Raw genomic sequence first — 22984 nt, forward strand, 5'->3', positions numbered from 1 at the left:
CGCCAGCCCTGCGGCTGGGCGCTCATGGAAGCGCGTCAAGGCTATCGATCTCCCGACCCGGCACCCGATGCCGGTTCCCGATCCCGCCATCACCCGAGCACGCGTGTTTCACGCCGCCAGCGGTTGTGCTTGCCCTCATGGGCTCCCCGCTGGTCCCCGCTCAAACGCTCGACACCACCCTGGACTTTCGGTCAGGGGTGGACCCATGCGCGCGGATGGCGCTGCGAATTCCAGGATTGATCCACCAGCAGGCGCGAGACCCGATCTCGCTGCCGACGCGGCTGCCCGCCCTTGAGGCGGTGGCGCGTCACGAACCTCCGTGGTTGCAGAAATGCACGGACGGAGCCGGATCACACGTTTTCATTTTTAAGACCGACCGAGCTAGCCCCTGCATACGCATGCGGCTGGCGCAACCCTTGGGTCGGCGGCACGCGCTGTGGTCACGCGTGCCGCCGTGATCACCTGACCACCCGCTCCAGCGGATGACGGAATCCGTCGCTGGGGTAGGCCCTCCTGGATTCCCGCCGGTGCGCTGTTCGGGGAGCGTGCCGCCCCTTCACCTGGAGAACACGATGACGACAGCTTCACCCCGGCCGGCCGATCCAGTCAGCCCAGGACGCATCCCTGGTATGGATCGACCGCGCCCCCAAGCCTGGGCGCGCAAGACGCCCCAGGAAATCCTGGCCCGGCTGCGACCCGGCCATGCCGATCCGCTGCGCGTGCTGGACACGCTGATTGAACTGTTCAACATGCGGCACACGGCGCGCGAGAAGACGGTGTCGCACAAGACCCGTGCCGAACGCGCCCGCTTCCTGCGGCGCTTTTTCGTCGACCTCCAGCGCAAGGCCGGCTTCCACACCGTGCCGGACCCGCGCAACCTGGGGCAGAAGCATCTGCATGCGATGGCGCAGGTCTGGCAGCGCGAGCGGCTGGCACCTGCCACGATCCAGACCTACCTGAGCTTCCTGCGCGGTCTCGCGTCCTGGCTGGGCAAGCCGGGCTTTGTGCGACCGCCGGCGCGCTACGGCCTGAGCCTGGAGGAATACGAGCGCCATGAGTACGCACTGCGCGACAAGAGTTGGAGCGCGCATGGCATCGATGTGGAAACGGTGCTTGCCCAGGTGGCGCAGTTCGAGGCGCGGATCGCGGCTTCGATGCGCTTGATGGATGCGCTGGCGCTGCGGCGCAAGGAATCGGTGATGTTCCGGCCCTACGAGCACGTCGTGCCATTCGAGCAGACCGGCCTGCCCGTCGAAAGCCGCAAGGCGGATGAGTATGTGTGGATAAAAGGCAAGGGCGGGCGCGTGCGCTGGGTGCCGCTGGAGACGGACGGTCAGCGTGCGGCGGTGGCGCTGGCGCGCTCACTGGTCGCAAGCCGCGACGCGCACATGGGAGATCCAGCCCTGAACCTCAAGCGCAACCTGCGCCGGCTGGACTACGCGCTGGAGAAGTTCGGCATCACGAAGCGGCAGGCCGGCGTGACGGGCCACGGACTGCGGCATGGGAATCTGAACGATCTGTACGAATCGATCACAGGCCTGCCCTCGCCCGTGCGCGGGGGGGAACATGGCGATATGGACTGGAAAGCGGAGCGGGCAGCACGATTGGAGGTATCAGCGCGCGCCGGTCATTCGAGAATCAGGGCTTCAACCGCTTACATTGGCCGGGTAGCCGCCAATACTGCACCACGCACCGAAGGCGGCAGTGCTTGACCGTCTAGTCAAGACATGGTGCCAGACAGTCCCCAAGAAGCATTCCACCTCCACGGCACGCTACCTATGTCTATCAACATCTCCATGCGGCACTACCTGTCGATTCAGCATCTTTTGGCGTCTGCATTGTTTTCAAAGCAATGCCAGGAGTTGGAGGCGACAGCATTTTTGACTCCGTTCGACAGCATCGAGAGAACCCGCCACAAGTCCTATGCCATTTCCTCCATCATGGTCTCCGCTGCCTTCCTGGAAGCCACGATCAATGAGTTGTTCGCGGATTGCGCGGACGGACACTCAACGGCGAGACTGAGTCCTTTGCCAGCACGAGGTCTGATGGGAAGGCTATGGGCGCGAAGCATTCCAAGAACGGCTGCATACCCCATCTTGGAAAAGTACGACATCGCCTTGGAGTTGAATGACAAAGAACCTTTCGATCCGGGCATCAATCCGTATCAAGACGCGAAGCTCCTGACAGAGCTTCGCAATGCGCTGATTCACTATGAGCCGGAAACCATCGTGGCAATTGGCGGCGACGAGACGCGAAAGCCCCATAAATTCGAGAAGCGTCTTCGTGGCAAGTTTGCCCTCAACAGCCTCACCGGTGCTGGCAACCCGTTTTACCCCGACAAGGTGCTAGGTGCAGGTTGCGCCGAATGGGCCGTGAAGACGGCAGTGGACTTCACGGATGCCTTCTTTGGAAGACTGGGCATTCCAGCCACTTACGATCATGTGCGCGACAGGCTTATTTAGCCAACAGATCGGCCTCGACCTTGCCGCTGGCCAGCGCCTCGGTGAACCACTTGGGCTTGGGGCCGTAGCCCGACCATGTGTGACCGGCGTCGTCCTTGTATTTGATGCGGCCTGCGGCACGCGGGGCCTTGGCCTGTGTTGCCAGCTTGGCTCGTGCCGTGCGCGTGCCACCTCCCAGTGCCAGGTCGGCGGCAGTGATGCCGTAGTAGGCAATGGCTTCCTTCATCCGGGCCACCACTCCGGCCTTTTCGGCCTCGCGGAGCTGATCCCGCTCCTTTTGTAAAGTGGCGATCTGGGCGTCGATTTCCTGGGTCGTACGTTGGCGAGATTTGCGAGCCATAGCAGCCTTTGTGATGGGAATGCGTTGGGATGCATGGTCGTCCGGGTCCAGTCTGACACCCGGACGACAAAGCCGAGTCTATAGCAAGCTTACGCAATCAGCACGCGGGCGACATGTCGAACTTTTCGTCAGATTAGATCGTCACCCTGTGTAGGGTCGCTCCACCCCGCGCGACCTCTTCTGGCATCGCGCCCCCAATTGCCGCACCTACACAGCGCGGCACACTTGAGTCAGCGTTTCTAGGAACTCGTGCGGCTGTCCGATATGAATGCCCTTTCCATTGCGTAACACGCGTGCACTCCATTGCCTCATGGTCATGGAACACAGTCCTCGCCATTTGCTTCCAACCCCGGTTGCGGACACCCGGCGTCCTGGTGACTGAAGCCGAAGCGCATCCAGGTGCGCGAATCGACCTCGATGGGACCGCTGCGCTTGGACTCCAGATTGACGAGCACGCCATGCGCGGACAAACGTCCTTTGGAGAACAGCTCGTAGAGCAGTTGCGCTGCGTAGCGCACCACCACGTCATTGATGAAAAGCCCCTGCGAGGCCAGCGACATGCGTACCGAGCAGGAAGGCTGGTTGTCCTCGGGCGCAGACTCGTCGAGCAGTTCAGGAAAGAGTTCGGTCACGCACGGCAGGCGCGGACCTTGCCCCGATGCCGCGCCGCCCTGCGGTTCGCCCAGTACCACCTGCGCGGTGGACTCGGTATTGCCCAGGTCGAGCCAGTAGCCATAGCGGTGGGCGTCCTGCCACGCGAGCCGGTGCAGCACCTGCCGCGCCGAGCGACTGTCCACGCAACTGACCAGCAGATCAGCATTGGCTGCGTAGCGGTGGCCGAGCACGAATTCCTCATAGCGCATGGGATGGGCCTCCCAATCCAGCCCATAGAACTGGTTCAGGCGGTGGATGGTCACCAACGCCTTGTGCCTGCCGATATCGGCGGCGCTATAGAGCTGCCGCCCCACGTTGGCCTCGCTGACGCGGTCTGCGTCGAATGCGGTAACGTGTAGGCCCAGCGGATGGCCCAGGGCACGCATCGCAATGTCCAGCCGGGCAAGGCAGGCTGCCATCTGCGCGCCGTTGCCGCCCACGCCCACCAGATGAATGGCAACACGCCGCTCCAGCAGCTTCGGATGAATCAGGTGCTCCACCGGTCCCTCCAATCGGATGTCCTGCACCCAGTCTCTCGCGGGACGGATGAATTTCAACCGGGCGCTGGGATGAAGCCGCCATCCCAGACGGAGTGCGAGGCATGGGAAAAAGATCCGAGCCACCTTAGACTTGATCCGCACCGTCTCACTGTGGGGCTGAACATGTAAGCTTCACATGGGCGATGCGTCCCGATCTGCGCAACTGGTTGCTTGACCGGATCGTCGAACCTCAGCCAAGCTGAGCAGGGCCGGGCGAAAAAGCCTTTGAAAAATGCCAGAAAAATGGCGAGCGCGAAGGTTCACCAACGCTGGTTTTCAGGGAGCGCTGGGTTTGCCCCCTTGCTCGCATTCGCGGTATGGGTGGGTGAACCACCATTTCTTGAGGATGCCTGCGCAGGCCAGAAGGTCGAAAGTACGGAAAAAATATCGCGTGAACAGGCTTCAACGCATGCGCGGAATCGCTTGGCGGCAAGGGTTGGCTGCGCTGTTGATCTGCGCCTGTCTGGTCGCACAGACGCTCGGCATGCTGCATCGCCTGCAGCATGCAGGGGGGCCTGCCCATGCGCCTACCGAACTTGCGCGGGGCAACACACACATCGCGGACCTTGGGACACTGGATCGGCTCTTTGGCGAACATCACCTCGCTTCTGACTGCCGACTGTATGACCACCTGAGCGCCGCCGAAATCGTGCTGGGCGCCCTTGCGCTCCCGCCGGCAATGTGGCGGTCTGCCTGGCTCAGGCCAGTGCCATCGCTCGGCGTCTCCCTGCGCGCAACGCTGGCGTTCCAGGCACGTGGGCCGCCGCTGCTTCACTGAATCTGTTTTACCCGAAGTCCGTGCTCGGCAGAAGGTCGGGCACGCCCTCGCCTGTTTGATTCGTGGAGCACCTATGCACCCTACATCCATCTCCCCTTTCGGCACTGCGCCGCAGCTCGCGCTGTTCGCCATGCTTTCCTCCTCCGCCGCAGCACAAGGGCAAGAGGTCGCCCTTCCTGAAGTGACAATTACGGGTAATCCGCTGGGCCGCACTGAGATGGCGGCCCCCACGACGCGTCTTCTCGGCGAAGAATTCACCTTGCGCGCCCGATCCACACTGGGTGAGACCCTGGACGGCTTGCCAGGTGTGAGCAGCACCTACTTCGGTCCCAACGCCAGTCGCCCCATCATCCGCGGGCTCGATGGAGACCGCATTCGCATCCTGCAAAACAGCGGTGCCAGCATCGATCCGTCGAGCCTGAGCTTTGACCATGCCGTTCCCGCGGATCCCCTGACGATAGAGCGCGTCGAAGTGCTGCGAGGACCTGGCGCCTTGCTGTACGGCGGCAGTGCCGTCGGTGGCGTCGTCAACATCATCGACAACCGCATCCCGCGCGCGCCCCTCTTCGACGCAAGTGGCGGCGTCACGGGCAAGGCTGATCTTGGCGCAGCCACTGGAAACAGCGAACGCGGTGGCGGCTTGATGGTGGAAACCGGCAACGACCGTTATGCCTTGCATGCCGACGTCTTTCGCCGGCGTACAGATGATGTCAAAGTGCCGATTGCCCTTGCCTGTGAAAAGCCGGGCGCACCCAGCCTCACGCGGCGCATCTGCAACTCCGCGAGTGAAACCGAGGGTGGCGCCGTCGGCGGAACGCTTTTTTTCGATCACGGCTACCTGGGCGCATCCGTCTCGCGCTTTAACAGTGACTACGGCACAGTTGCCGAGGACGACGTGACCATCGGCATGCGTTCGACGCGTTACGCATTTCAAGGCGAATTGCGCAACCTGTCCGGATGGATCTCCGGTTTGAAGGCACAGTTCAGCCATACCGACTACCGCCACACGGAATTCGAGGGATCGGAGGTCGGGACAATCTTCAAGAATCGCGGCAGCGAATTCCGCATCGAGGCGCGTCACGCGAAACTGGGGCCCTTGGAAGGGGTCATTGGCCTTCAAGGCGAGTCCGTTCGATTTTCAGCGGATGGTGAGGAAGCCTTTGTGCCGCGCAGCAAGACGTCTCAAGTGGCACTGTTCGCTTACGAGGAGTTGCCCATGGACTGGGGTAAGCTGAGCTTTGGTGCACGCACCGAGCGCGTCAGCGTGGAATCCCTGGGCAGCGGCACCGAAGGCGTCACGCGCTTTGCAAGCGCAAAGCGCGACTTCAGTCCGGGCAGCGCTTCCGTAGGTGCCTTGATTAACCTGACTCCTCAATGGCAGCTCACCTCCAATCTGGCACACACGCAGCGTGCGCCCAAGGACTATGAACTGTATGCCAACGGACCCCATTTAGCTTCCGCCGCTTGGGAAACCGGCGACGCAGGACTGCGCCAGGAGAAGTCGAACAGCTTCGACGTTGGCGCAGCGTGGGCACGGGAGCAAGACCGCGTCGCGTTGAACCTGTATGTCTGGGCTGCTGCCGGTTTCGATGACACCTTGTTAAGGTGGCAGATGAAACCGGAGGTGGTTAATGGAGAGAAGAAGGACATTCAGTCGCGAGTTCAAACTCGAGGCGGTCAAACTGGTCGTTGAGCGTGGCGTGTCTGTGGCCCAGGCAGCCAAAGACTTGGACGTTCACGAGAACGTGCTGCGCAAGTGGGTGCGTGAGCTGAGGCAGGAGCCTCAGGAGGCGTTCCCTGGCAACGGCAAACAAAAGGCGCAGGATGCTGAGATAGCGCGGCTGCACAAGGAAGTGGCCAAGCTCAAGATGGAGCGCGACATATTGAAAAAAGCCGCGGCCTACTTCGCGAAGGAGTCGATGTGAAGTTCGGCTTCGTGGCGAAACACCGAGGGGCCTGGCCGGTCAATCTGATGTGCGAGGCGCTCGGTGTCTCGCGAGGCGGCTTCTACGCCTGGCTCACACGACCCAGGAGCCGGCGTAGCCTCAGCGACGAGGTGCTGGGTGCGCAAGTGCATCAGAGCTTTGTACGCAGCGACCGCACCTACGGCGCACGCCGTGTGTGGCACGACGTGCTGGAACAAGGCCAGACCTGTGGGCTGCATCGTATTGAGCGGCTCATGCGGGAGCAGGCGCTGCGTGCGAGACCGCGAAGGCGTGGACTACCCAAGGACCGTGGCGCGCGTGGTGCTGTGGCTGACAACGTGCTGGACCGTCAGTTCCAGGCAGATGGTCCGAACCAGAAATGGGTGGCCGACTTCACCTATATCTGGACGGCAGAAGGCTGGCTTTACGTAGCTGCGGTACTGGACCTGTACTCCCGTCGAATCGTGGGCTGGTCGATGCAGGAGAGCATGACCTCGCAGCTCGTGGTGGACGCGCTGATGATGGCTGTGTGGCGCCGGGGCAGGCCAGTGGCACTGCTGCACCACTCGGACCAGGGTAGCCAATACACAAGCGAGCACTTCCAGAGGCTGCTGGACGAACAGGGCATCACTTGCAGCATGAGTCGGGCTGGCGAGGTCTGGGACAACTCGGCCATGGAGAGCTTCTTCAGTTCTCTGAAGACCGAGCGCACGGCCCGTAAGGTGTACAGGACACGAGGCCAGGCCCGCTCAGATGTGTTCGACTACATCGAGTGCTTCTACAACCCGACGCGTCGGCATTCGACGCTCGGATATCTCAGTCCCGTACAGTTCGAGCAAGCTCAAGAAGCTTAGGTCGGTGTCAACGAGACCGGCAGCAGCCCAGTCACACAGTTCGCCAACTACATCGGTTTGGTAGGCACTGGCAATACGCGTTCGCCTGAAGGCGAATTCAACCCGCCGTCCGCCGGCGAGCGGGTATTGGACGACATGCGCTATGCGGGTGTGCGTGCGCGCTTCGTCGGAGCGGAGGCCAGCGGCAACACCCGTCTCTTAGGACCAGCGGGCCTGGCGCGCACCACGGACGGCTCTTCCCTGGATTTCCAATGGCGGGCCGACGTGGTGCGCGCAACCAACCGTGACACCAGCGAACCATTGCCGCGAATCGCGCCCGCCAGGATCGGGGCGACATTGGTCTGGGGCCGTGGACCGCTGGGAGCCAGATGGGGCTTCGACCACGCTTTCGCGCAGCGACGTATCCCATCGACAGGTCAGCGCGCCACGGATGCATACACTTTGTGGAACGCTGCTGTGACCTACAAGATGCAAGCGGACCGGGCGCAGCTTCTTTGGTATGCCCGACTGGATAACATCACCAATGAGTTGGCATACAGCGCCTCCTCAGTGCTGACTACGACGGCATTTCCAAGATCGCCGCTACCTGGCCGCAGTTTGAAGCTGGGTCTGCAAGTGGTGTTTTGATCGGTTGGATCGCTCTTGAACCGGAGACCTTGATCCCGCAGGCTGGCGTTGATGGCATGCCACGGTACGCTTTTAGCGCCAGCAGCAGGGGGCCGGTCAATGCGCCCATGTCTTGCTCCGGCCACCCGGCTTGCGATTCCTGCCAAGGGTGCTTGTAGAGCGGCTGGTACAGGCCATTGACCACCAGCCTGAAGCAGGCCGTGGGCCGGGGCCGGTCGAGCTGGCCGAACACACCGGCCACCTTGATGCCCTGGTCGTCCCGGTCGTCCTCGTCCGACCAGAAGGCCGGTGCCCGGCCATGCGTGTGCAGGTCCACTGCGACCGTCTCGTCCTCGGCCATCGCGGGACGCCGGTAGCGGATGCGGACGGGCGAGGCCTGCTCGGGCTCGCACATCGCCAGCCGCAACTGCCCGGTGCGGCGCGAGTAGATCAGCACCCCGGCGGCTTCATTGGGCAGGTGGTCCCGGCTCGCCGCCACGAACGCTTCAATCAAGCGGATGGGCAGCACACCGAAGCGGAAGCGCAGGTGCTCCGCGACTTCGCCATAGGGCAGGCGCATCTGCGGCAGGCCGTGGCCCAAGGCCACGATGCTGTCGAGCCAGTCGAGCCGGGTCTGCACGAACCAGCCGTTGCGGGCGACGATGATGCGCTGGCCGTTGCCCATGCCCGGCAGCGCGCCGAAGCGCGGCGCGGCGATCACCGGGCAGGCGGCGAGCAGGGCTTGGTCCCTCGGATCCATCGTGCCCATCACGCGACCTCCGGCTCGCCCAGCAGTTGGCCCAGCGTGGTCTTGGCATCGACCAGCACCCGTTCGGGGAAGCGCGTGAAGCGCCCGTCGAGCATGTCGCGCCAGAAGGCGTAGGCCCCGCCCCGGTAGCGCAGCAGCTTGCCCGTGACGTTGGGGTGCGTGAAGTACGAGCGCAGGAAGGCATCGTTCCACGCGCTGATCTTCTCGACGGTCGTACCGTTGGGCACCGGGACATTGCCCTGGCAAATGCGGCCCTGGCCATCGACGTTGAAGTACGGGGCCTGGAACAACGGCGTCTGCGGCGTCGGGCGGCTCTGGCCTTTGACGGCCCACACTCTCCAGACGTTGCTGGCGGCGGCAAAGACCAGCCCCGGCTGCGGCACCGTTTCGCCGCGCTCGCGCCCGCCAAACGCCTCGGCCTGCTCAGTACCGACCCGAAACGCCAGATGCCCGCGTGCCGGTGGCACCCACCACACCAGCAGATCGCCTTGGAGGTACAGCACCGTCTCGGGCAGAAAGCCGCCGTGGGCCGCGCGCTGGAGCAAGGCTGCAGCCAGTTCCCGCGCCGCCTGGGCGGTCATGGCCCGGCCCGCGCCGATCACCGGGGCACCGTCCACGGTCATGACCTCATGCACCGTGGCCAGCGCGCTGCCCGAGCGCCCGTGATACAGCAGCACCGCTTGGTCCAGCTCCAGCACGTTGTCCGTGGGCGTGTGGATGGAAAACTCCGCCTCGTTCATGGGGACACCTCCTGTATAGAGTCAGTGTCCGTCGCACAGGGCGTGAATCAAGCGGTCGATCAGCGCGATGGCCTCGAAACGCTGGCCCATGCGCAGAAACCACGCTTGCAGCGAGCCGGGGTCGTCCAGCGGGATGAGCACCTCGCCCATGCGGTCGCAGTATTCGGACTGGTGCGCCAGATTGAGCAGGTCGTCGTAGATGCGCGTGGTGACGTCGCCCTCCTCCCAGGACAGCACCGCGCCGAAGCCGATGTACTCGCCCTCGATGTCGGGATGGAAATCGTCGGTGAGGGACAGGCGCGACAGGGCCAGCGCATTGGCGGCGATCTGGCGCTGGTGGGCATCGGTGAGCGTCTTGGCAGCGCGGCGCAGATTGCAGGGACGCCATGCCGGGCCGCTCTTGCGCCGTCCCGCGCTCTTGTCGGGCTGCAACAGCCAGCGGCGTGCCCATTCGGGATAGGCGTTGTCCAGCATGCTGCGCGTGATCATTTCCTCGCGCATGGCCTCGCGGTCAGCGTCGTCGCTGTCTTCGCACATCATGTCCAGCGCCGCTTCCTCATCCATTTCGCCCTGCCAGTACACGTAGGAGGCCACGTCATCGGCAATGTCCGGGGTGAACAGCGGGTACACATAGCGGCCCTGCTGGCGCAGTACCTGCAACACCGTGCTCCCTAGGTGCGGCATGGCTTCGTTCAACGCCTCCAGGCTGCGGCCCACAGGCCATTCGCACTCGTGGTACTCGCACCAGTACACATCAAGCTGGGCATAGGTGGTCTGCCGTCCGTCCCGCGTGGCGGGATGGTTGCCGTGCTCGTCGAGCACGTTGATGGCAAAGCGCGGCTGCAAGCAGTGCAACGGACCGATCTGGCGCTTGATCCAGGCGCCGATGGCATGCTGGCAGGCCTTGAGCGGGTCGGCCTCGGTATCCGGCAGGTCGTCTTCCAGCACCGCGCCCGACGCGATCAGGCATCGGCACAGCGCCGCATTCGCGCAGGCCTGGGCCGTGGAGGCGACGGCCAGCGGAATGCTCGATTGCAGGCTGGGCAGCGCCAGCATGGGAGAGGCAAGCATGGCCGTGGCCCTCACGGCAGCGGGGTGAGCATGTCGCTGGTGACGCTCGCACGCAGCGCGGCGGTTTCGCTGCGGTGTTGCTCCAACGCTCTACCGGCAAACCGGCTCCATGCCGCCGAGCGATTCACCACCGCCCGCTGCGACAGCGCACGGGAAAGTTTGGCCGTCGCGCTGACCGGACCGGGCTGCGCGGGCTGCACGCGGGCCAGCAGTGCCGCGAGACGGGGCGCTGCCGGGGCTACGCCCCCTGTGCCCTTGGTGCCCACAGCCTTGCGGAAGCTGAAGTCTTGCCGTCCGTTGGCGACCTCGCCGGCTTCGACTTCGGCGCTGACCAGTTCGGGGTACTGCGCACTGTAGAGATCGCGCACCTCACGCGGCGAGAGGCCGGGCACGTCCGGCAGCAGGATGCCGTTGTAGGTGAAGGTGCGGACGATGGGGGTGACTGCGATCGACATGGATGGGCTCCTTGGGGGATGAACGCGGCAACCGCCGTGGTTGCCATACGTTCAGTCTCTCGCCGCAGGTGCTCGCATCAAGGGTGCTGCCCGCTCAACCGAACAGGTCGAAGTTTTCACCGCCCACGGCGGTAGCTGTGGCCGCACCGGACGATTCGTTCTGCACTGCATCGTCGTCCTCGTCATCCGCAGCACTACCTGAGACGGGGGTGGTCGTGGCGGGGGCAGGCTTGGCCGCTTCGGCCTTGGTTGCTCCCGCCTTGACAGTGGCATCGCTGGCCTTCTTGACCGATGCCGCCTTCGCGGCCTCGATCACTTCCTTCGTGGCCTCGGCCTGCTGGGCAAGGCTCTGGCGTACCTCCCGGTAGCCGCACAGGGCTTCGATGAAGCCTGTATCGAACTCCTGCGGCGTGGCCGTGAGGCTCAAGGGCTGCGTCAGCGCGGTCTCGCCCGCGTCCTGCCGGGGTTTGGGGATCACGTTGACCGTCAGGCGGCCGGATTTCTCATCGGCGCTCACCGTCATCGTGAGCGTGGCGCTGCAAGCCAGCGCGAACAGTTCCTCGAACATTGTCATCTCGTGCTCCTTGATGGAATGGGGGACATGGCCCAGTACAGGGCCGTCGAGACCATGCTAGAACCCGGTCCCCTGTTGTCCAGGGGCCAGTCGGGGCGTCAGGCCAGCGCGGGCTCGGGCTGCTGTTCCGGGATGGTCTCGGTGCGCTCGGACTCATCCGTTTCATTGCCCTCTTCGCCATCGGCCAGGATCGGCTGGCGCGGGTAGCGCATCACGGCGGGCACCGTGCCCTGGTAGGCGAAACCCGGCACCTTGAGCAGCGCCGCGATGAAGTCGGGTTTCTTGCCAGCGCGCGCCGCCTTGAAGCGCGAGCCCATGGCCCTCTTGAGTCCGACTTCCGTGGCAAGGCTCTCCAGTTCGCTCATGGTGAACAGGTCGAGGAACTCCTTGTTCCACTGGAAGTACCGCCCTTCATCCACCTGGACATAGTTGAGCAGCAGTTCGAGGTCGGTCACGTTGACGCCGAACGCCGCCGAAGCGGTGGCGGCTTGCAGCAGCCGCTCCAGTTGGGCCTCGGGCGCGGCGGCGGCGCGTTGCAGCCCGCTCCGCACGCCGAACCCTGCGCCCCCCGTCTGACCGGCAAGCCGCTCGAAGGCATTGCGGAACTGCGCCTCCCGCAGATCGGCCCCACGACCAGCCAGCGCCAGCGCGATCAGCACCCGCTGGCTGCACTGCGGTTGCGCCATCAGGGCATTGGCGAGCCACTTGCGCCATTCCGTGACGCGGTGGCTGACGACACGCTGCGGTGTCTGGTTGGTGGGTACGACGGGCTTGGGCTTCTTGCCCGAGTGCTTGGCTACACCTGCCTTCGCTGCGCCCTTCCCCTTCGCGTCGTCCAGCGCCTCCTGGGCATCGCGCTGCGCCTTGCGCCATAGGGCGACCTTCTGGCTGTTGCACGCGGCATCGAAGCACAGCGAGCGCGTGACCTCACCATAGCTGCCGGGCATCGCGGATACCGCACAGCCGAAGGAGTGGCATCCCTGGCAGGACGTGTACTGCGGCGCGCCAACACTCAGGTCGCCATCGGCGCTCACAGGCAGCGGGGTGAAGCCATCGCCGATCTTGACGATGCGGATCACCGGGTACTCATCGCGCAGCGCATCGGCGCGCGCCTGGATGGCCTGCTGGGTCAGTTCCTCGAAATGGCTCGGGTGCTGGCAGTAACCCTCGCCCAGGGATTCCGCGAACAGGCCCGACTGCCGCGCCGAATTGTGCGGGCAGCCGCTGCACTGCGCGGTGTCGAAGACCGCGTCGGCCAGGCGCCGCGCGTAACGGCCCAACTGCGCCTTGAGCACGGCCACCGGCACCTTCTGCGCCACGATGCCGGCCAGCACGCTGTCCTGCTTGTTGGGGGGAATGCCCGAGAGCAGTTCGGCGTGGCCGAGTTGGATGGTGCGCGTGGTGAGCGCCTTGAGCACGGCGGGCGTACAGGCCAGCAGCGCCAGCCGTCGCTCCAGCACCTCCGGCGACCAGCCCATGAGGCGGGCGGTTTCCTCCTTGTCTCCGCGCTGGCGCAGGAGCTGGCGCTGGGCGGCATGGGCTTCCTCGGCGGGCGACATGGCGGCGCGGTGGTAGTTCTCGATCACCGCCATGGCCTCTGCCGTCTCGTCGCTCTCGTCCTTGATGACCACGGGCATGTCGTAATCGTCGCCAAAGACGTTTTTCGCGGCGCGCCAACGGCGTTCACCGGCGATGAGCTCGTAGAGGTCAGTGCCCGCCACGGGCCGCACGACGATGGGTTCGAGCACGCCGACGGCGCGGATGCCCTCTTCCAACTCGGCCATCTCGTCGGGGTCGAAGTATTCGCGGGGGTTCTTGCCCTGCACGATTTGCTGGATCGGCAAGGTCGGCTGGCTCAGATGGGTGGGATCAGTCACGGCGCCTCCTGGCTGCATCGGGGGGGATTGCCGTCATGCTCCCGCTTCGCACCACCGCTTCAACCCTGCCCGTGGAGCCGCTTTCGCGGCTGGCGCTTCAACGGGCCCTGGCGACATCATCGAAATTCCGCACCCTGCCCCTATCGAGTCCGTCGCGGCATCTTGGCAACCTGCGCCAGGACGCGAGGAATTTGCGCAAATCCGGTCACCAAGGACATGCTTGCGGCATCCCCAGGGCCACTGGTCAATACCACCCATGCGTCGCTGATTACCGTCGGGTTGGCCTTCGGCTCCGGGGAGGGTGGCATGACCATCGATGCCGGTTACGGGCTGTGGTCTCCGCTATGGGTTGGCTTGGCGATGGCGGGACCACTGAATCTGATTCCCTTCATCAGGGATCGACCTGTCCAGACCAACGGGGGGCACAACGGCGTGAGGCCATGCAGGAGCAACGCCGGCATTTTCCACGGCGCTCACAAGTGATGATCTCTTTGGGGTCGGTCGACGAGGGGGGCGAGCACGCCGACGGCGCGAATGCCATCCTCCAGTTCGGCTATTCGGCAGGGTCGAAGGATTCGCGGGCGGGTCTCGCCCTGCACGATCTTGCAGACCGCCGAGGTGGGTTGGTTCGGATGGATCACTGGCGCCCTGCTTCCACCAGATGCTGGCATAGTCCAAGGCTGGCCTGTTGTAGCCGCAGCCCGGCCCATCCCCACCAAACTGCGCACACAGCCACTGAACGGCCTCGCGGTGGCTGAGCCAGCGCGCAGATACCAGCACAGCTTGGCGGCCACAGGACCCCCACATTGCAGCCATCACTGCGCACGGCATCCATGCCGGGTCTGGCAAAAAACCGGTCCCAAACATCGCGGCCCAAGGTGTGCCGGTCGCAGTGATCCGTCCAGCGCTGCCTCCAGCACGCAGTTCCCTGAACGGTGTTGCCCGCCCCGGGATACCTGCACCGCGTCCCCAAAAGCCGATCCAGGCGACCCGGGACGCTGCGCTTGGCGCGATATCCCCCAAAGCGCTTTCGTGAAAACGGGTCGAGGACAATGGAGGATTCGTTCGCTACGTCCCCCGTCCTGCGCCTCCATGTCGATCCACTACACCGTGCTCCTGCTGCTCAATGCCACCCATGGCTGTCTGGCAGAGATCGAGTTGGCGCAACCAGAAGCTCTTGCCAACGGCGCGCGTCATTGGATCTGGATGGAAGGCAATACAGTCACTACCCTCCAGCTTGTCGGTGGGGCCCAGTCCTCAAAGCGCGTTTTTGATCGCGCCGTGCTGACGTTCGACGGCGTACGGGGACAATTGGATTGGCCTATCGGGCGATGTGATCTGCTGTCAGTCGATACCACAGGCACACTGCGCCCCGGGTTCCAGCGGCTACTGCACCAGCATCTGAACTGAAGACTTCACGCCCGCCGCATCCGGGGGCGCTGCCGCATCAGCTCCGCGTACCGGGCAGAGACAGCATCAGCATCCAGACAGTCCACGGCGATGCCCACGGCCTGCGCGACACGTCGGCGCACCGAGGCGAGACGCCGCGCTTCAGCCAGGGTCGGCTACATACCGGTCAGCCAGCCTGATCGAGCAAGTGGGCGAGGATTTCCGCTTCTGCCGCCTGGCGCAGTGCCGCACGCTCCCTGGTCTCTGCCAGTCGCGCCCGCAGCGCGGGCTCCAGCAGGCCGGGCGCCACATCCCCGAGCCCGTTGCCTGACGGAAACGAGAAGGTGCTGCGCACTTCCAAGTGAACCAATTCGCGGTACACAGCCGCGTTCTCGTCGCAGCTTGCCGCGGCACGCAAGTCACCTCGCGACGCCAGCATGCAGAGGGCACGGGACACCCGGCTGCTGCCGTAGATGCGATAGGCCTCATGCAGCCCCCCGCCGCAATGGTGGATGTAATCCAACACGTCCTGGCGCAGCCAGTGGATGATCACGTTCCACGCCAACCCGATGCCCAGCGCACGGCTGAGCGCCGTATCACGCTTGGCCACCGGCTGGCGCGCCCGCGCCGCTCTTTCCCAGGCGGGGGAAACATTCGAAGTCAGCGTCGCCCATGTGGACGTCGACTGGCTATCGTCATTCCCCGTGGATAGTGCAGTCGCGAGGTGTGGCCTCTGCAAGGCAGCCGATGCACTGGAAGGAGTGGCCCGCGACAAGCGCTAAAGCAAGACCTACGTCACGCGCAAGCTGGCGCTTGTGCCAAGGTTCAACAGCAACTGGCTGCCGGGCCTTGCTGCACCAAGAACATGCCCAAAGGAATGCCACGTTCCGGCCAAGGATGGTTCATGCCGGCTGGCCCTTATGGGTCTCGGCAACGGTTCGTCCAATGGCTTCGCATAACCCGCTCTATGCGGCCTCGGCTTCCTCGGTGGTGTTCTCAAACGGCAAGTAACCCTTGTAGACCAACTGATTGCGAACCACGGACTGATGCACGCCGAAGGCCAGAGCGGCTGCATGCATCGCCTCTTGCGTGGGATCGTTCACGTCAATCACCCGCTGGAGGTCATCGAAAGGACACAACAAACTATGCGCAAATGCACGCTGGAATTTCTGTCGATCACTCTTTGCGCGGCTGACGATGCCGAAATCAGTGTCTTTATGCCATACAGCATCCCCAAACTGTCGCGTCAACTCAAAGCGACGATCATGAGGAGTCAATGTCTGCAAGGCCACATGGGACGTTTTTTTGCCACCGATCCGGGCACCATATTGTAATTTTCTCGCGGTGGCTGTCGCCGACTTCAAATCAGCCCACCGTGCTTTGAAAATATCTTCCATCGTTCCGTTTTTCAGCGGTCCTTTCGGGACTCCAATCACTGCTCGGAGCTCCTTCGCCGCTTCTTCCGCCATGGTCCACGGACTCACGTGGCGAGGGAAATTCTGATCACGCAAAAGGCCATCCGCCAGATCAAGATTCAGCTCTACTTTCGAGTCGCGTGTGGCCTCTATGACCAAACTCAGGGATTGCGCAGCATTTGACCCTGGCTGTGCATGTGCGGCCTCTTCGACACCATCCTCGCCAGCAATGTCCTCCATCTCCACCAGTGCGCCAATGACTTCATCTGGTGCAGCATCTGGGTCAAATCCCAGGCAGGCCTCCAAACGTCGCCAAGCGGCCAACTCTGGATCTTGACGTTCGGTAGCGATTTGCCCCAAAAGGGCATCCAGTGCTTTGCCATCTACCGTTCTGGCACAGTGTCCACGAACCGCCTCGAAAAACCCATCCAACTCCTGTTCGTATTCCTCTGCGCCAACCATTCCCATCGGGAACTCAAAGTAAGTCTGAGGGCCGTTGACGACATTTTTACCGACGCTTGGAGCGAACGCTATACGATCTCCCACGCTGAAAATCATTACGGGAGGCCACAATGCGCCGCCACTGGCCGAGTTCAATTCATGGCGCAAGCGCCAATCCACCGAAGGCAGTCGGAAATCTCTGATCGTCTCCCAGCGAAGACGCCACCAATTGTCAGCCAGCCAAAGTGCCAAGCCTGTGGAAGATGCCCGAAAATAATCCCGAACCTTCTGTTTCTCAGTGTCCGCAATTCTGGAGATGACCCTGCTTCCCACCTGAAGAGAAATCTCCGCAACGTCATCACTGCCGCTCGGCCAAACGGCAGAGAATTTGAAGTAGCTTGAAGCGTTCATCTGTAAAAAATCTCCGCTGATGCGATGGCGGCCTGTGCATTAGGATCTTGATGAACCGGGAATCCACTATCGGAGAAAGCCACCTCCCTGGCCCTGCTCAGAACATGTCTTGCAAAGGCATCTGCCTGCAGGACGGGATAGCCATGATATTGGGCATGGCCGGTATTGGTAATGCGCAATTCAAATATCCAGCCACTTTCGTCAATAGTCCAGAGTAAACTTGGAACATCTCCATCATATTGATCAGACCAGAGGCCAAGCCTCACGCCGCGCTTGAGCAGGGTCGGAATACGGATGAAGTCATCCTTGCCGAAGTTGGCATGCGCGTCACAGTACGTTCGCTCCACGTCCCGGCCCGCATAAGGCGCAAGATTGTAGGCTGTGGGGTTGTATTTGTGCTTGGAATATGGGCCGTAGGTTACCCGTCCAGCCAACTCCTCGCGCACCACCACGCTAGGCAGAGGTCCGATCAGTCGGCGGTTCGCATTGTTCCGGGAGCGTTGCGTCACAATCCGTGGCGCGGGCTTCTTTCTGGTCATTGAAAAACTATCTACCTTCGTCTTAGCGTTAAATGAAGAAGGTTCGCCGCTGGCCGAAAAATATCAAGGTCATTATGTACTGAACTTGAAGCCCTCAATTTTCGCATGTGCAGGGCCAACGGAAACTGGGTCGACAACGTGGCGACTCACCCCGACTTCAGAGCCCGCGGGTACGCTAAGGCCGTGCTGGAGCATGCTCTGAACTGTGCCAGAGCTGTGGCCTGCCACAAAGTCAGTAGCCAACCGGCCCCAAGGGTGAAAGCTTCCATGGCTCTACAAGGAGCCGACGTCGATCACCACGGCAAGCCAGCCTTTGTCGCCCAACCGCTCGCACACGGGGAGTGAACTCTGCCCGAACTCGCCGTGGATCAGGGCGCGCTCAAGAAACTCGAGGACGCCGCGCATTGATGCCGCATGGCGGTTCGACGACCGGGACGCTCGGCGCAAACAACGAAGGCATGGCACCTTCAGGGGGCGGGGTCCAGTGCCAGTTCTGGTCACCCAATCCATCCAGGCCGTATCGGACGTACCCCCGTGCGACCCCTGCTGCAAGCTGCTCCAGCCGCAACCGAAGCGTCATGGTGCCCTGCTGCCCAGGAAAGACCGCTGCCCGTACGCTTTCCGGGTTCTCCGTCCAATGCCGGATGTCCAGCAGCGGGAACACCGGCATATCGGGCATCCCATGGTTCATGGCCTGTTGGAGCGTCAAGCCTTGCGACATCCAATACCGGATACGGGCTTTTGAGAACGCGTTGTAGTGTGCATCCCTGACGAGCCATATGCACCGCGCGCCCGACATCGCGTACCTGTGGGTCCGCGCTCGGTAGTCGTCCCAATGCTGCTGCGACATCTGCACTTCGAAGACCGCTGGTCCGCTGGGCAATGGAGCGAAAACATCGGCAATCCATGACTCCCCCTGTGGAGTGGTTCCCGGCCATTCCACGCGCGCCGGTACACCCACCGCCCGAAGTCCCCTGACAAGCGCGATCTTTGCGATCTGGTGCTCGATGGATTCGGGCCGCGTCATACCCGCATGCCCCGGCGCGCACGCGAAGAACTGCAGACCCAAGGGGCTTCGCTTCAACACCGCAGGTATGCGCTGGTGGCCCATGACAAACGCCCCCACGGGCAGCTTTCTCCACTGCGCCCATTGATCCTGCGGGGTCGAGAACGATTCGACCTCCGCGCCCGTGTCGGCAAAGTAAGCAATGAGTGGCAAAGCCAACCTCTGGAGTAATGGGTTGCGGAGTTGGAGTTCTGGCCACGGCATGACCAGCCATGGTGATCCGGCACTGCGAACCACTCGCCCGTCATACCTTGCAATGTAACTCGCCAGCGCACCCAGCTGTTGCACGCCGTGATACAGGCCGCCCTCCCTTCTAGGGGCCAATACTCGGCGCCAGCCCTTTCGCTCTCAGACACGGCCCATGTGTGCACAGAGCTCGCGCAATCCGCGCTCCGCAGGGTTGCAGAAAGCGTTGGCGCAGCGCCTTCGAGTGACACACCAACGCTGCACCAGACAGCATATTGTCTGTATATTTATGCCCACTACTTTTTACCAGCCCCATGGGCCCATAGGCCGATGTGTGGGTGCATGTGCCACGCGATGGCACGAGTCAGCACCGAATCATCCCCCGAATCTCGTGGCATGTGGCTAGTCCAGTGCGGCGCTGCGGAGCATCCGACTGCTTCGCGACGATAGCCGCGTTGTACAGAGGGGGTTCCCATGGCCTTGTGGTCCAGTTTCGAGTCCAAGGTAGTCACCGCATTCGGTGTTACCACGCTGGTGGTGGTTGTGCTGGCCATCTCGACCTGGAAAGTCGCGGACGATGCCACCCAGACAGCCCAGATGATGGCCCACAGCCAGCGGGTGCTGAACAATTTGGTCCGCACCAGGGCCTACTCGCTGCAGGCCGAATTGGCAACCCAGAACTTTCGCCTGACGGGCCATGCAGACCATCTCCGGGAGCGCAACGAAGCCATGGCCTCACGAGAGGGCGCACTGGAGCGAGTCCGGGAGCTGACAGCGGACAGCCCGAAGCAGCAGAGCAACTGGAATGAATTGCGTGCAGTCATCGATCAACGGATTGCGATCGCGCGCCAGGTGGAGCAACTGCGCCTGAGGGAGGGGTCAGAAGCGGCAAACGCCTTTGCCGCCGCTGCTCCGCTCAAAGCCACGCGCACGCGGACCTACGGACTCTTGAACGAAATGGAAGAGGAGGCGCGCCAGCGGCTGATGCAGCGGGAATCCGACCATGCCGAGGCACGCCAGACCTTGGTGCTTGCCGGCGCGTTGCTGGCGGTGATGCTCACCGCTTTGCTTGGCGCCACCCACCTACTGATCCGCCGGCAGCTGCGGGCTGCGGAAGCCAGCCGGCGAGCGCTGGCCGACAATGAAGAGAACCTGTCCATCACCTTGCACTCGATCGGGGACGCCGTGCTGGCCACGGACACCGAGGGGCGCATCACCCGCATGAACCCTGTGGCCGAGCGGCTCACCGGCTGGCCGCTATCGCAAGCGCGGGGACTCCCGGTCGAGCAGGTGTTCCACATCCTCCATGAGCAGACCCGCCAACCGGCCCATGTGCCCGTCGCCACGGTGCTGGCCACCGGCACCACCCAGACCCTGGCCGACAACACCGTGCTGATCGCGCGGGACGGCACCGAATGGCCCATCGCCGACAGCGCAGCCCCGATCCACGACGCGGAGGGGCAGTTGCAGGGCGCCGTACTGGTGTTTCGGGACGTCACGGTAGAGCGCAAGGCCGAACGCATCATCCGCGAACAGAATGCAGTGCTCGCAGCCGACGTGCGCGAGCGTACGGCCCAATGGCACGAGAGCGAAAGCCACCTGCACAGCGTCATCAGCACCGTCCCGGCGATGATCGCCTATGTGAATGCCGCACAGCGCTATGTCTACGTCAACGCACAGTACCTTGAGCGCTTCGCGCCCGAGCGCGAGGACATTGCGGGCTGCACGGTGCGGGAGATCATGGGCGAGGAGCGCTACGCGACGGTGGGACCCCTGATCGACAAGGTCTTGTCCGGAGAGCCGCAGGCCTATGACTGGCAGCCCTTCCCCGAGGTCTGGCAGACCGTCCAGTACGTCCCCAAGCGCCAGGCCGATGACCAGGTGGCGGGCTACTACGTCCTGGGGACCGACATCACCGAACGCAAGCGTTCGGAGCAGCACATTCAGGCACTCAACGGGGAGCTCGAGCAGCGTGTGCGGGAGTTGGAGCATGTCAGCCGCGCCCTGCGTACGCTGAGTGCCGGCAACCGCACCCTGCTGCGCGCCAGCGAAGAGCAGGATCTGCTGGAAAGCATGTGCCGGGCCATCGTCACGGCGGGCGGCTATGGCATGGCGGTTGTCTGGTACCGAGGGGATGATCCGGACCAGCCCCTGCGTCCCATGGCAGAGTGCAACTACCCTGGCGGCAAGGACGCACTGAGCCGCCTGGGCCTGGACCTGACCGATACGGAACTGGGCCGAGGCCTGACCTCTACGGCCATTCGCAGCGGCCAGATTCACATCGTTCGCGACATGCACTCGGATCCCGATCAGGCGCCTTGGCATGACCGGCTCGCCGGGCTGACGTCCGGCCTGTCCTGCCCATTGCGCGTGGACGGCGAGGTGATCGGAGCGCTCTCCATCTACGACCCGGAGTCGGATACGTTCGACGACAGCGAGGTCGCGCTACTGACCGAGTCGGCGGATGACCTGGCCTTCGGCATCTCCACCTTGCGGGCCCGCGAAGAGCAGCGACGTGTGCAGGCCGCGATGCACCACATGCTGCGCCACGACCCGCTCACAGGCCTTCCCAACGCGCTCGAGTTCACGGAAACCCTGGCCACGGCCGTCGAAGGCGTATCGCCGTCTGCCGAGCCCCTGGCGGCCCTGCAGCTCAACATCGAAGGCCTGGGAGAAATCAACGAAGTGCTGGGATACAGCCATGGCGACCAGATCCTGCGGGATTTCGGGCAACGGCTGCGCGAGTGCGTCCCTGGTGCTGCCCACATTGCACGCCTGCGTGGCGACGAGTTCGCCGTGCTGGCACCGGCCCAGGATGGCGCCGCAGCCCTGGCCCTGGCCCAGCGCGTGGAGACCAGTCTGTCCCGCCCCTTCCCGGTCGCCGATATCGAGCTGGACCTGGGTGCCAAGATGGGGATCGCCCTGTACCCCGAGCATGGTGCGACGGCCCAGGAATTGCTGCGGCGAATGGGCAAGGCTCTCTACCGGGCCAAGGCCCAGGGCCTGAACCAGTGCCTGTTCGACGCATCGCAACAAGGCGACCACGCCGGGCGGTTGACCATGGCGGGCGAGTTGCGCCGGGCCATCAGCGGGGGCCAGCTGAGGCTGTTCCTGCAGCCCAAGGTGGAGTTTGCCTCAGGGCGATTGTGTGGCGCGGAAGCCTTGGTGCGTTGGCAGCATCCGGAGCAAGGCCTGATTCCACCGGGCGTTTTCATTGGCCTGGCCGAGCAGACAGGGCTGATCAAACCGCTCACGGAATGGGTGATCGTTGCAGCGCTGGATCTGCTGCGCGACTGGCAGGCACAAGGCCAGTCGACGCCCATCGCCATCAACCTGTCCGCCCGCAATTTCCGCGACGACCAGTTGTTCAGCAAGTACCGCCGCTGGCAGGCCGAGCGGCATGTCACACCGGGCCTGATGGAGATGGAAATCACCGAAAGCACGGTGATGGACGATGCGGAATACGCACTCCAAGTACTGCATGCCTTGCACGATGAGGGGATCCCGCTGTATGTGGACGACTTCGGCACGGGGTATTCCTCGCTCAGCTATCTGCAGAAGCTTCCCGTGGACTACATCAAGATCGACCAGTCCTTCGTGGCGGCCATGCCCCACAATCGAGATTCCGCCATGATCGTGCGATCCACCATCGATCTGGTGCATGACCTGGGACGCAAGACGGTGGCGGAAGGTGTGGAGACCCAGGAGCATTGGGACATGCTCGCCCATCTGGGCTGTGATATCGCGCAGGGGTATTTTCTTGCCAAGCCCATGCCGGCGCAGGCGTTTCAGGCATGGGCCCAGGGCTTCAGGGCACCGCAGTCCGCCCCATCGCCAGACCGGTAGACCCCTGGCCGCCCCTCGCAGCGACCGGGCAGCCCTGCACTCTCTGG

The 22984-nt window shown here is 63.4% G+C and carries 19 protein-coding genes and 2 pseudogenes; 8 read left to right on the plus strand and 13 right to left on the minus strand.

The features are described 5' to 3' along the window. Nucleotides 1-629 precede the first annotated feature (629 nt). Together U6958_RS17910 and U6958_RS17915 are read left to right on the plus strand one after the other, a co-directional pair. Nucleotides 630-1712, plus strand: a complete 1083-nt coding sequence (locus U6958_RS17910; protein WP_016445869.1) for a phage integrase N-terminal domain-containing protein — start codon at nt 630-632, stop codon at nt 1710-1712. A 66-nt stretch (nt 1713-1778) separates the two neighbouring features. Beyond that, a complete protein-coding gene (locus tag U6958_RS17915) occupies nt 1779-2462 on the plus strand; it encodes a hypothetical protein (protein WP_016445868.1) in 684 nt (227 codons plus the stop codon). Here U6958_RS17915 and U6958_RS17920 read toward each other — a convergent pair. The 3 genes from U6958_RS17920 to U6958_RS17930 form a co-directional block, all read right to left on the minus strand. After that, on the minus strand, nt 2455-2802 hold the full coding sequence (locus U6958_RS17920; RefSeq protein ID WP_016445867.1) for an H-NS family nucleoid-associated regulatory protein: 348 nt from the start codon (nt 2800-2802) through the stop codon (nt 2455-2457). The two genes, U6958_RS17915 and U6958_RS17920, sit on opposite strands and share 8 nt — an antisense overlap. 314 nt (nt 2803-3116) lie before the next feature. Continuing rightward, the gene (locus tag U6958_RS17925) at nt 3117-3956 is read right to left on the minus strand and encodes a PRTRC system ThiF family protein (RefSeq protein ID WP_016445865.1); all 840 of its coding nucleotides are present in this window, start codon (nt 3954-3956) and stop codon (nt 3117-3119) included. A 229-nt stretch (nt 3957-4185) separates the two neighbouring features. Next, on the minus strand, nt 4186-4593 hold the full coding sequence (locus U6958_RS17930) for a hypothetical protein (protein ID WP_143044599.1): 408 nt from the start codon (nt 4591-4593) through the stop codon (nt 4186-4188). 310 nt (nt 4594-4903) lie between these two features. Between U6958_RS17930 and U6958_RS17935 the strand changes: the two are divergent. The 3 genes and pseudogenes from U6958_RS17935 to U6958_RS17945 all read left to right on the plus strand — a co-directional run. Next, nucleotides 4904-6343, plus strand: a pseudogene (locus U6958_RS17935) (TonB-dependent receptor); the annotation flags it as partial. A 61-nt stretch (nt 6344-6404) separates the two neighbouring features. Further along, nucleotides 6405-7552 (plus strand): IS3 family transposase gene (locus U6958_RS17940; protein ID WP_089577556.1). Its coding sequence is split into 2 segments (ribosomal slippage): nt 6405-6666 and nt 6666-7552, totalling 1149 coding nucleotides; the frame shifts between segments, so codons are not numbered across the junction. A gap of 48 nt (nt 7553-7600) precedes the next feature. Continuing rightward, nucleotides 7601-8179: pseudogene (locus U6958_RS17945) on the plus strand (TonB-dependent receptor); the annotation flags it as partial. Here U6958_RS17945 and U6958_RS17950 read toward each other — a convergent pair. The 6 genes from U6958_RS17950 to U6958_RS17975 all read right to left on the minus strand — a co-directional run bounded on the left by U6958_RS17950 (nt 8109) and on the right by U6958_RS17975 (nt 13644). Continuing rightward, a complete protein-coding gene (locus U6958_RS17950) occupies nt 8109-8927 on the minus strand; it encodes a PRTRC system protein A (RefSeq protein WP_016445861.1) in 819 nt (272 codons plus the stop codon). The pseudogene U6958_RS17945 and the gene U6958_RS17950 sit on opposite strands and share 71 nt — an antisense overlap. Next, nucleotides 8927-9667 carry a PRTRC system protein B gene (locus tag U6958_RS17955; RefSeq protein ID WP_016445860.1) on the minus strand — a complete coding sequence of 247 codons (741 nt, stop codon included), beginning with the start codon at nt 9665-9667 and terminating at the stop codon, nt 8927-8929. The genes U6958_RS17950 and U6958_RS17955 overlap by 1 nt, the downstream gene beginning before the upstream one ends. Before the next feature lie 21 nt (nt 9668-9688). Then, the gene (locus U6958_RS17960) at nt 9689-10738 is read right to left on the minus strand and encodes a PRTRC system protein F (RefSeq protein WP_016445859.1); all 1050 of its coding nucleotides are present in this window, start codon (nt 10736-10738) and stop codon (nt 9689-9691) included. Between the two features lie 11 nt (nt 10739-10749). After that, a complete protein-coding gene (locus U6958_RS17965; protein WP_016445858.1) occupies nt 10750-11193 on the minus strand; it encodes a PRTRC system protein C in 444 nt (147 codons plus the stop codon). A gap of 94 nt (nt 11194-11287) precedes the next feature. Continuing rightward, complete coding sequence (locus U6958_RS17970) at nt 11288-11767, minus strand: PRTRC system protein E (RefSeq protein ID WP_016445857.1); 480 nt, start codon at nt 11765-11767, stop codon at nt 11288-11290. Between the two features lie 98 nt (nt 11768-11865). Next, nucleotides 11866-13644, minus strand: coding sequence for a PRTRC system ParB family protein (locus U6958_RS17975; protein ID WP_074923255.1), 1779 nt, complete (start codon nt 13642-13644; stop codon nt 11866-11868). Between the two features lie 1092 nt (nt 13645-14736). Between U6958_RS17975 and U6958_RS17980 the strand changes: the two genes are divergently transcribed. Then, nucleotides 14737-15054 (plus strand): hypothetical protein, encoded by a 318-nt coding sequence (locus U6958_RS17980; RefSeq protein WP_074923226.1) that lies wholly within the window; start codon nt 14737-14739, stop codon nt 15052-15054. A 166-nt stretch (nt 15055-15220) separates the two neighbouring features. On the opposite strand, the gene U6958_RS17985 is transcribed toward U6958_RS17980, so the two are convergent. The 3 genes from U6958_RS17985 to U6958_RS17995 form a co-directional block, all read right to left on the minus strand. Next, nucleotides 15221-15643, minus strand: a complete 423-nt coding sequence (locus U6958_RS17985; RefSeq protein ID WP_016445854.1) for a hypothetical protein — start codon at nt 15641-15643, stop codon at nt 15221-15223. Nucleotides 15644-15998: 355 nt separating this feature from the next. Beyond that, entirely contained in the window at nt 15999-17300 is a 1302-nt protein-coding gene (locus U6958_RS17990; protein WP_016445853.1) for a hypothetical protein, read from the minus strand. Beyond that, nucleotides 17297-17839: a hypothetical protein gene (locus U6958_RS17995; RefSeq protein ID WP_016445852.1), complete on the minus strand. Its 543-nt coding sequence runs from the start codon at nt 17837-17839 to the stop codon at nt 17297-17299. Before U6958_RS17995 ends, U6958_RS17990 begins: the two co-directional genes overlap by 4 nt. Before the next feature lie 105 nt (nt 17840-17944). Between U6958_RS17995 and U6958_RS18000 the strand changes: the two genes are divergently transcribed. Beyond that, nucleotides 17945-18184, plus strand: a complete 240-nt coding sequence (locus U6958_RS18000; RefSeq protein WP_143044633.1) for a GNAT family N-acetyltransferase — start codon at nt 17945-17947, stop codon at nt 18182-18184. A 34-nt stretch (nt 18185-18218) separates the two neighbouring features. Here the strand turns inward: U6958_RS18000 and U6958_RS18005 are convergent, their stop codons facing one another. Beyond that, nucleotides 18219-19058, minus strand: coding sequence for a hypothetical protein (locus U6958_RS18005; protein ID WP_143044634.1), 840 nt, complete (start codon nt 19056-19058; stop codon nt 18219-18221). 507 nt (nt 19059-19565) lie between these two features. On the opposite strand from U6958_RS18005, the gene U6958_RS18010 reads away from it, so the two are divergent. Then, nucleotides 19566-22937: an EAL domain-containing protein gene (locus tag U6958_RS18010; RefSeq protein WP_016445849.1), complete on the plus strand. Its 3372-nt coding sequence runs from the start codon at nt 19566-19568 to the stop codon at nt 22935-22937. Nucleotides 22938-22984 lie beyond the last annotated feature (47 nt).

Source organism: Delftia lacustris, from assembly GCF_040267515.1.
Classification (GTDB): Bacteria; Pseudomonadota; Gammaproteobacteria; order Burkholderiales; family Burkholderiaceae_C; genus Comamonas; species Comamonas tsuruhatensis.

Excerpts from the sequence above, each read along its gene's own strand:
- U6958_RS17910 (WP_016445869.1), top strand. The coding sequence starts at position 630 with ATGGATCGACCGCGCCCCCAAGCCTGGGCGCGCAAGACGCCCCAGGAA.
- U6958_RS17915 (WP_016445868.1), top strand. The coding sequence starts at position 1,779 with ATGTCTATCAACATCTCCATGCGGCACTACCTGTCGATTCAGCATCTT.
- U6958_RS17920 (WP_016445867.1), bottom strand. The coding sequence starts at position 2,802 with ATGGCTCGCAAATCTCGCCAACGTACGACCCAGGAAATCGACGCCCAG.
- U6958_RS17930 (WP_143044599.1), bottom strand. The coding sequence starts at position 4,593 with ATGTTCGCCAAAGAGCCGATCCAGTGTCCCAAGGTCCGCGATGTGTGT.
- U6958_RS17950 (WP_016445861.1), bottom strand. The coding sequence starts at position 8,927 with ATGGGCACGATGGATCCGAGGGACCAAGCCCTGCTCGCCGCCTGCCCG.
- U6958_RS17955 (WP_016445860.1), bottom strand. The coding sequence starts at position 9,667 with ATGAACGAGGCGGAGTTTTCCATCCACACGCCCACGGACAACGTGCTG.
- U6958_RS17960 (WP_016445859.1), bottom strand. The coding sequence starts at position 10,738 with ATGCTTGCCTCTCCCATGCTGGCGCTGCCCAGCCTGCAATCGAGCATT.
- U6958_RS17965 (WP_016445858.1), bottom strand. The coding sequence starts at position 11,193 with ATGTCGATCGCAGTCACCCCCATCGTCCGCACCTTCACCTACAACGGC.
- U6958_RS17970 (WP_016445857.1), bottom strand. The coding sequence starts at position 11,767 with ATGACAATGTTCGAGGAACTGTTCGCGCTGGCTTGCAGCGCCACGCTC.
- U6958_RS17980 (WP_074923226.1), top strand. The coding sequence starts at position 14,737 with ATGTCGATCCACTACACCGTGCTCCTGCTGCTCAATGCCACCCATGGC.
- U6958_RS17990 (WP_016445853.1), bottom strand. The coding sequence starts at position 17,300 with ATGAACGCTTCAAGCTACTTCAAATTCTCTGCCGTTTGGCCGAGCGGC.
- U6958_RS17995 (WP_016445852.1), bottom strand. The coding sequence starts at position 17,839 with ATGACCAGAAAGAAGCCCGCGCCACGGATTGTGACGCAACGCTCCCGG.
- U6958_RS18000 (WP_143044633.1), top strand. The coding sequence starts at position 17,945 with ATGTGCAGGGCCAACGGAAACTGGGTCGACAACGTGGCGACTCACCCC.
- U6958_RS18010 (WP_016445849.1), top strand. The coding sequence starts at position 19,566 with ATGGCCTTGTGGTCCAGTTTCGAGTCCAAGGTAGTCACCGCATTCGGT.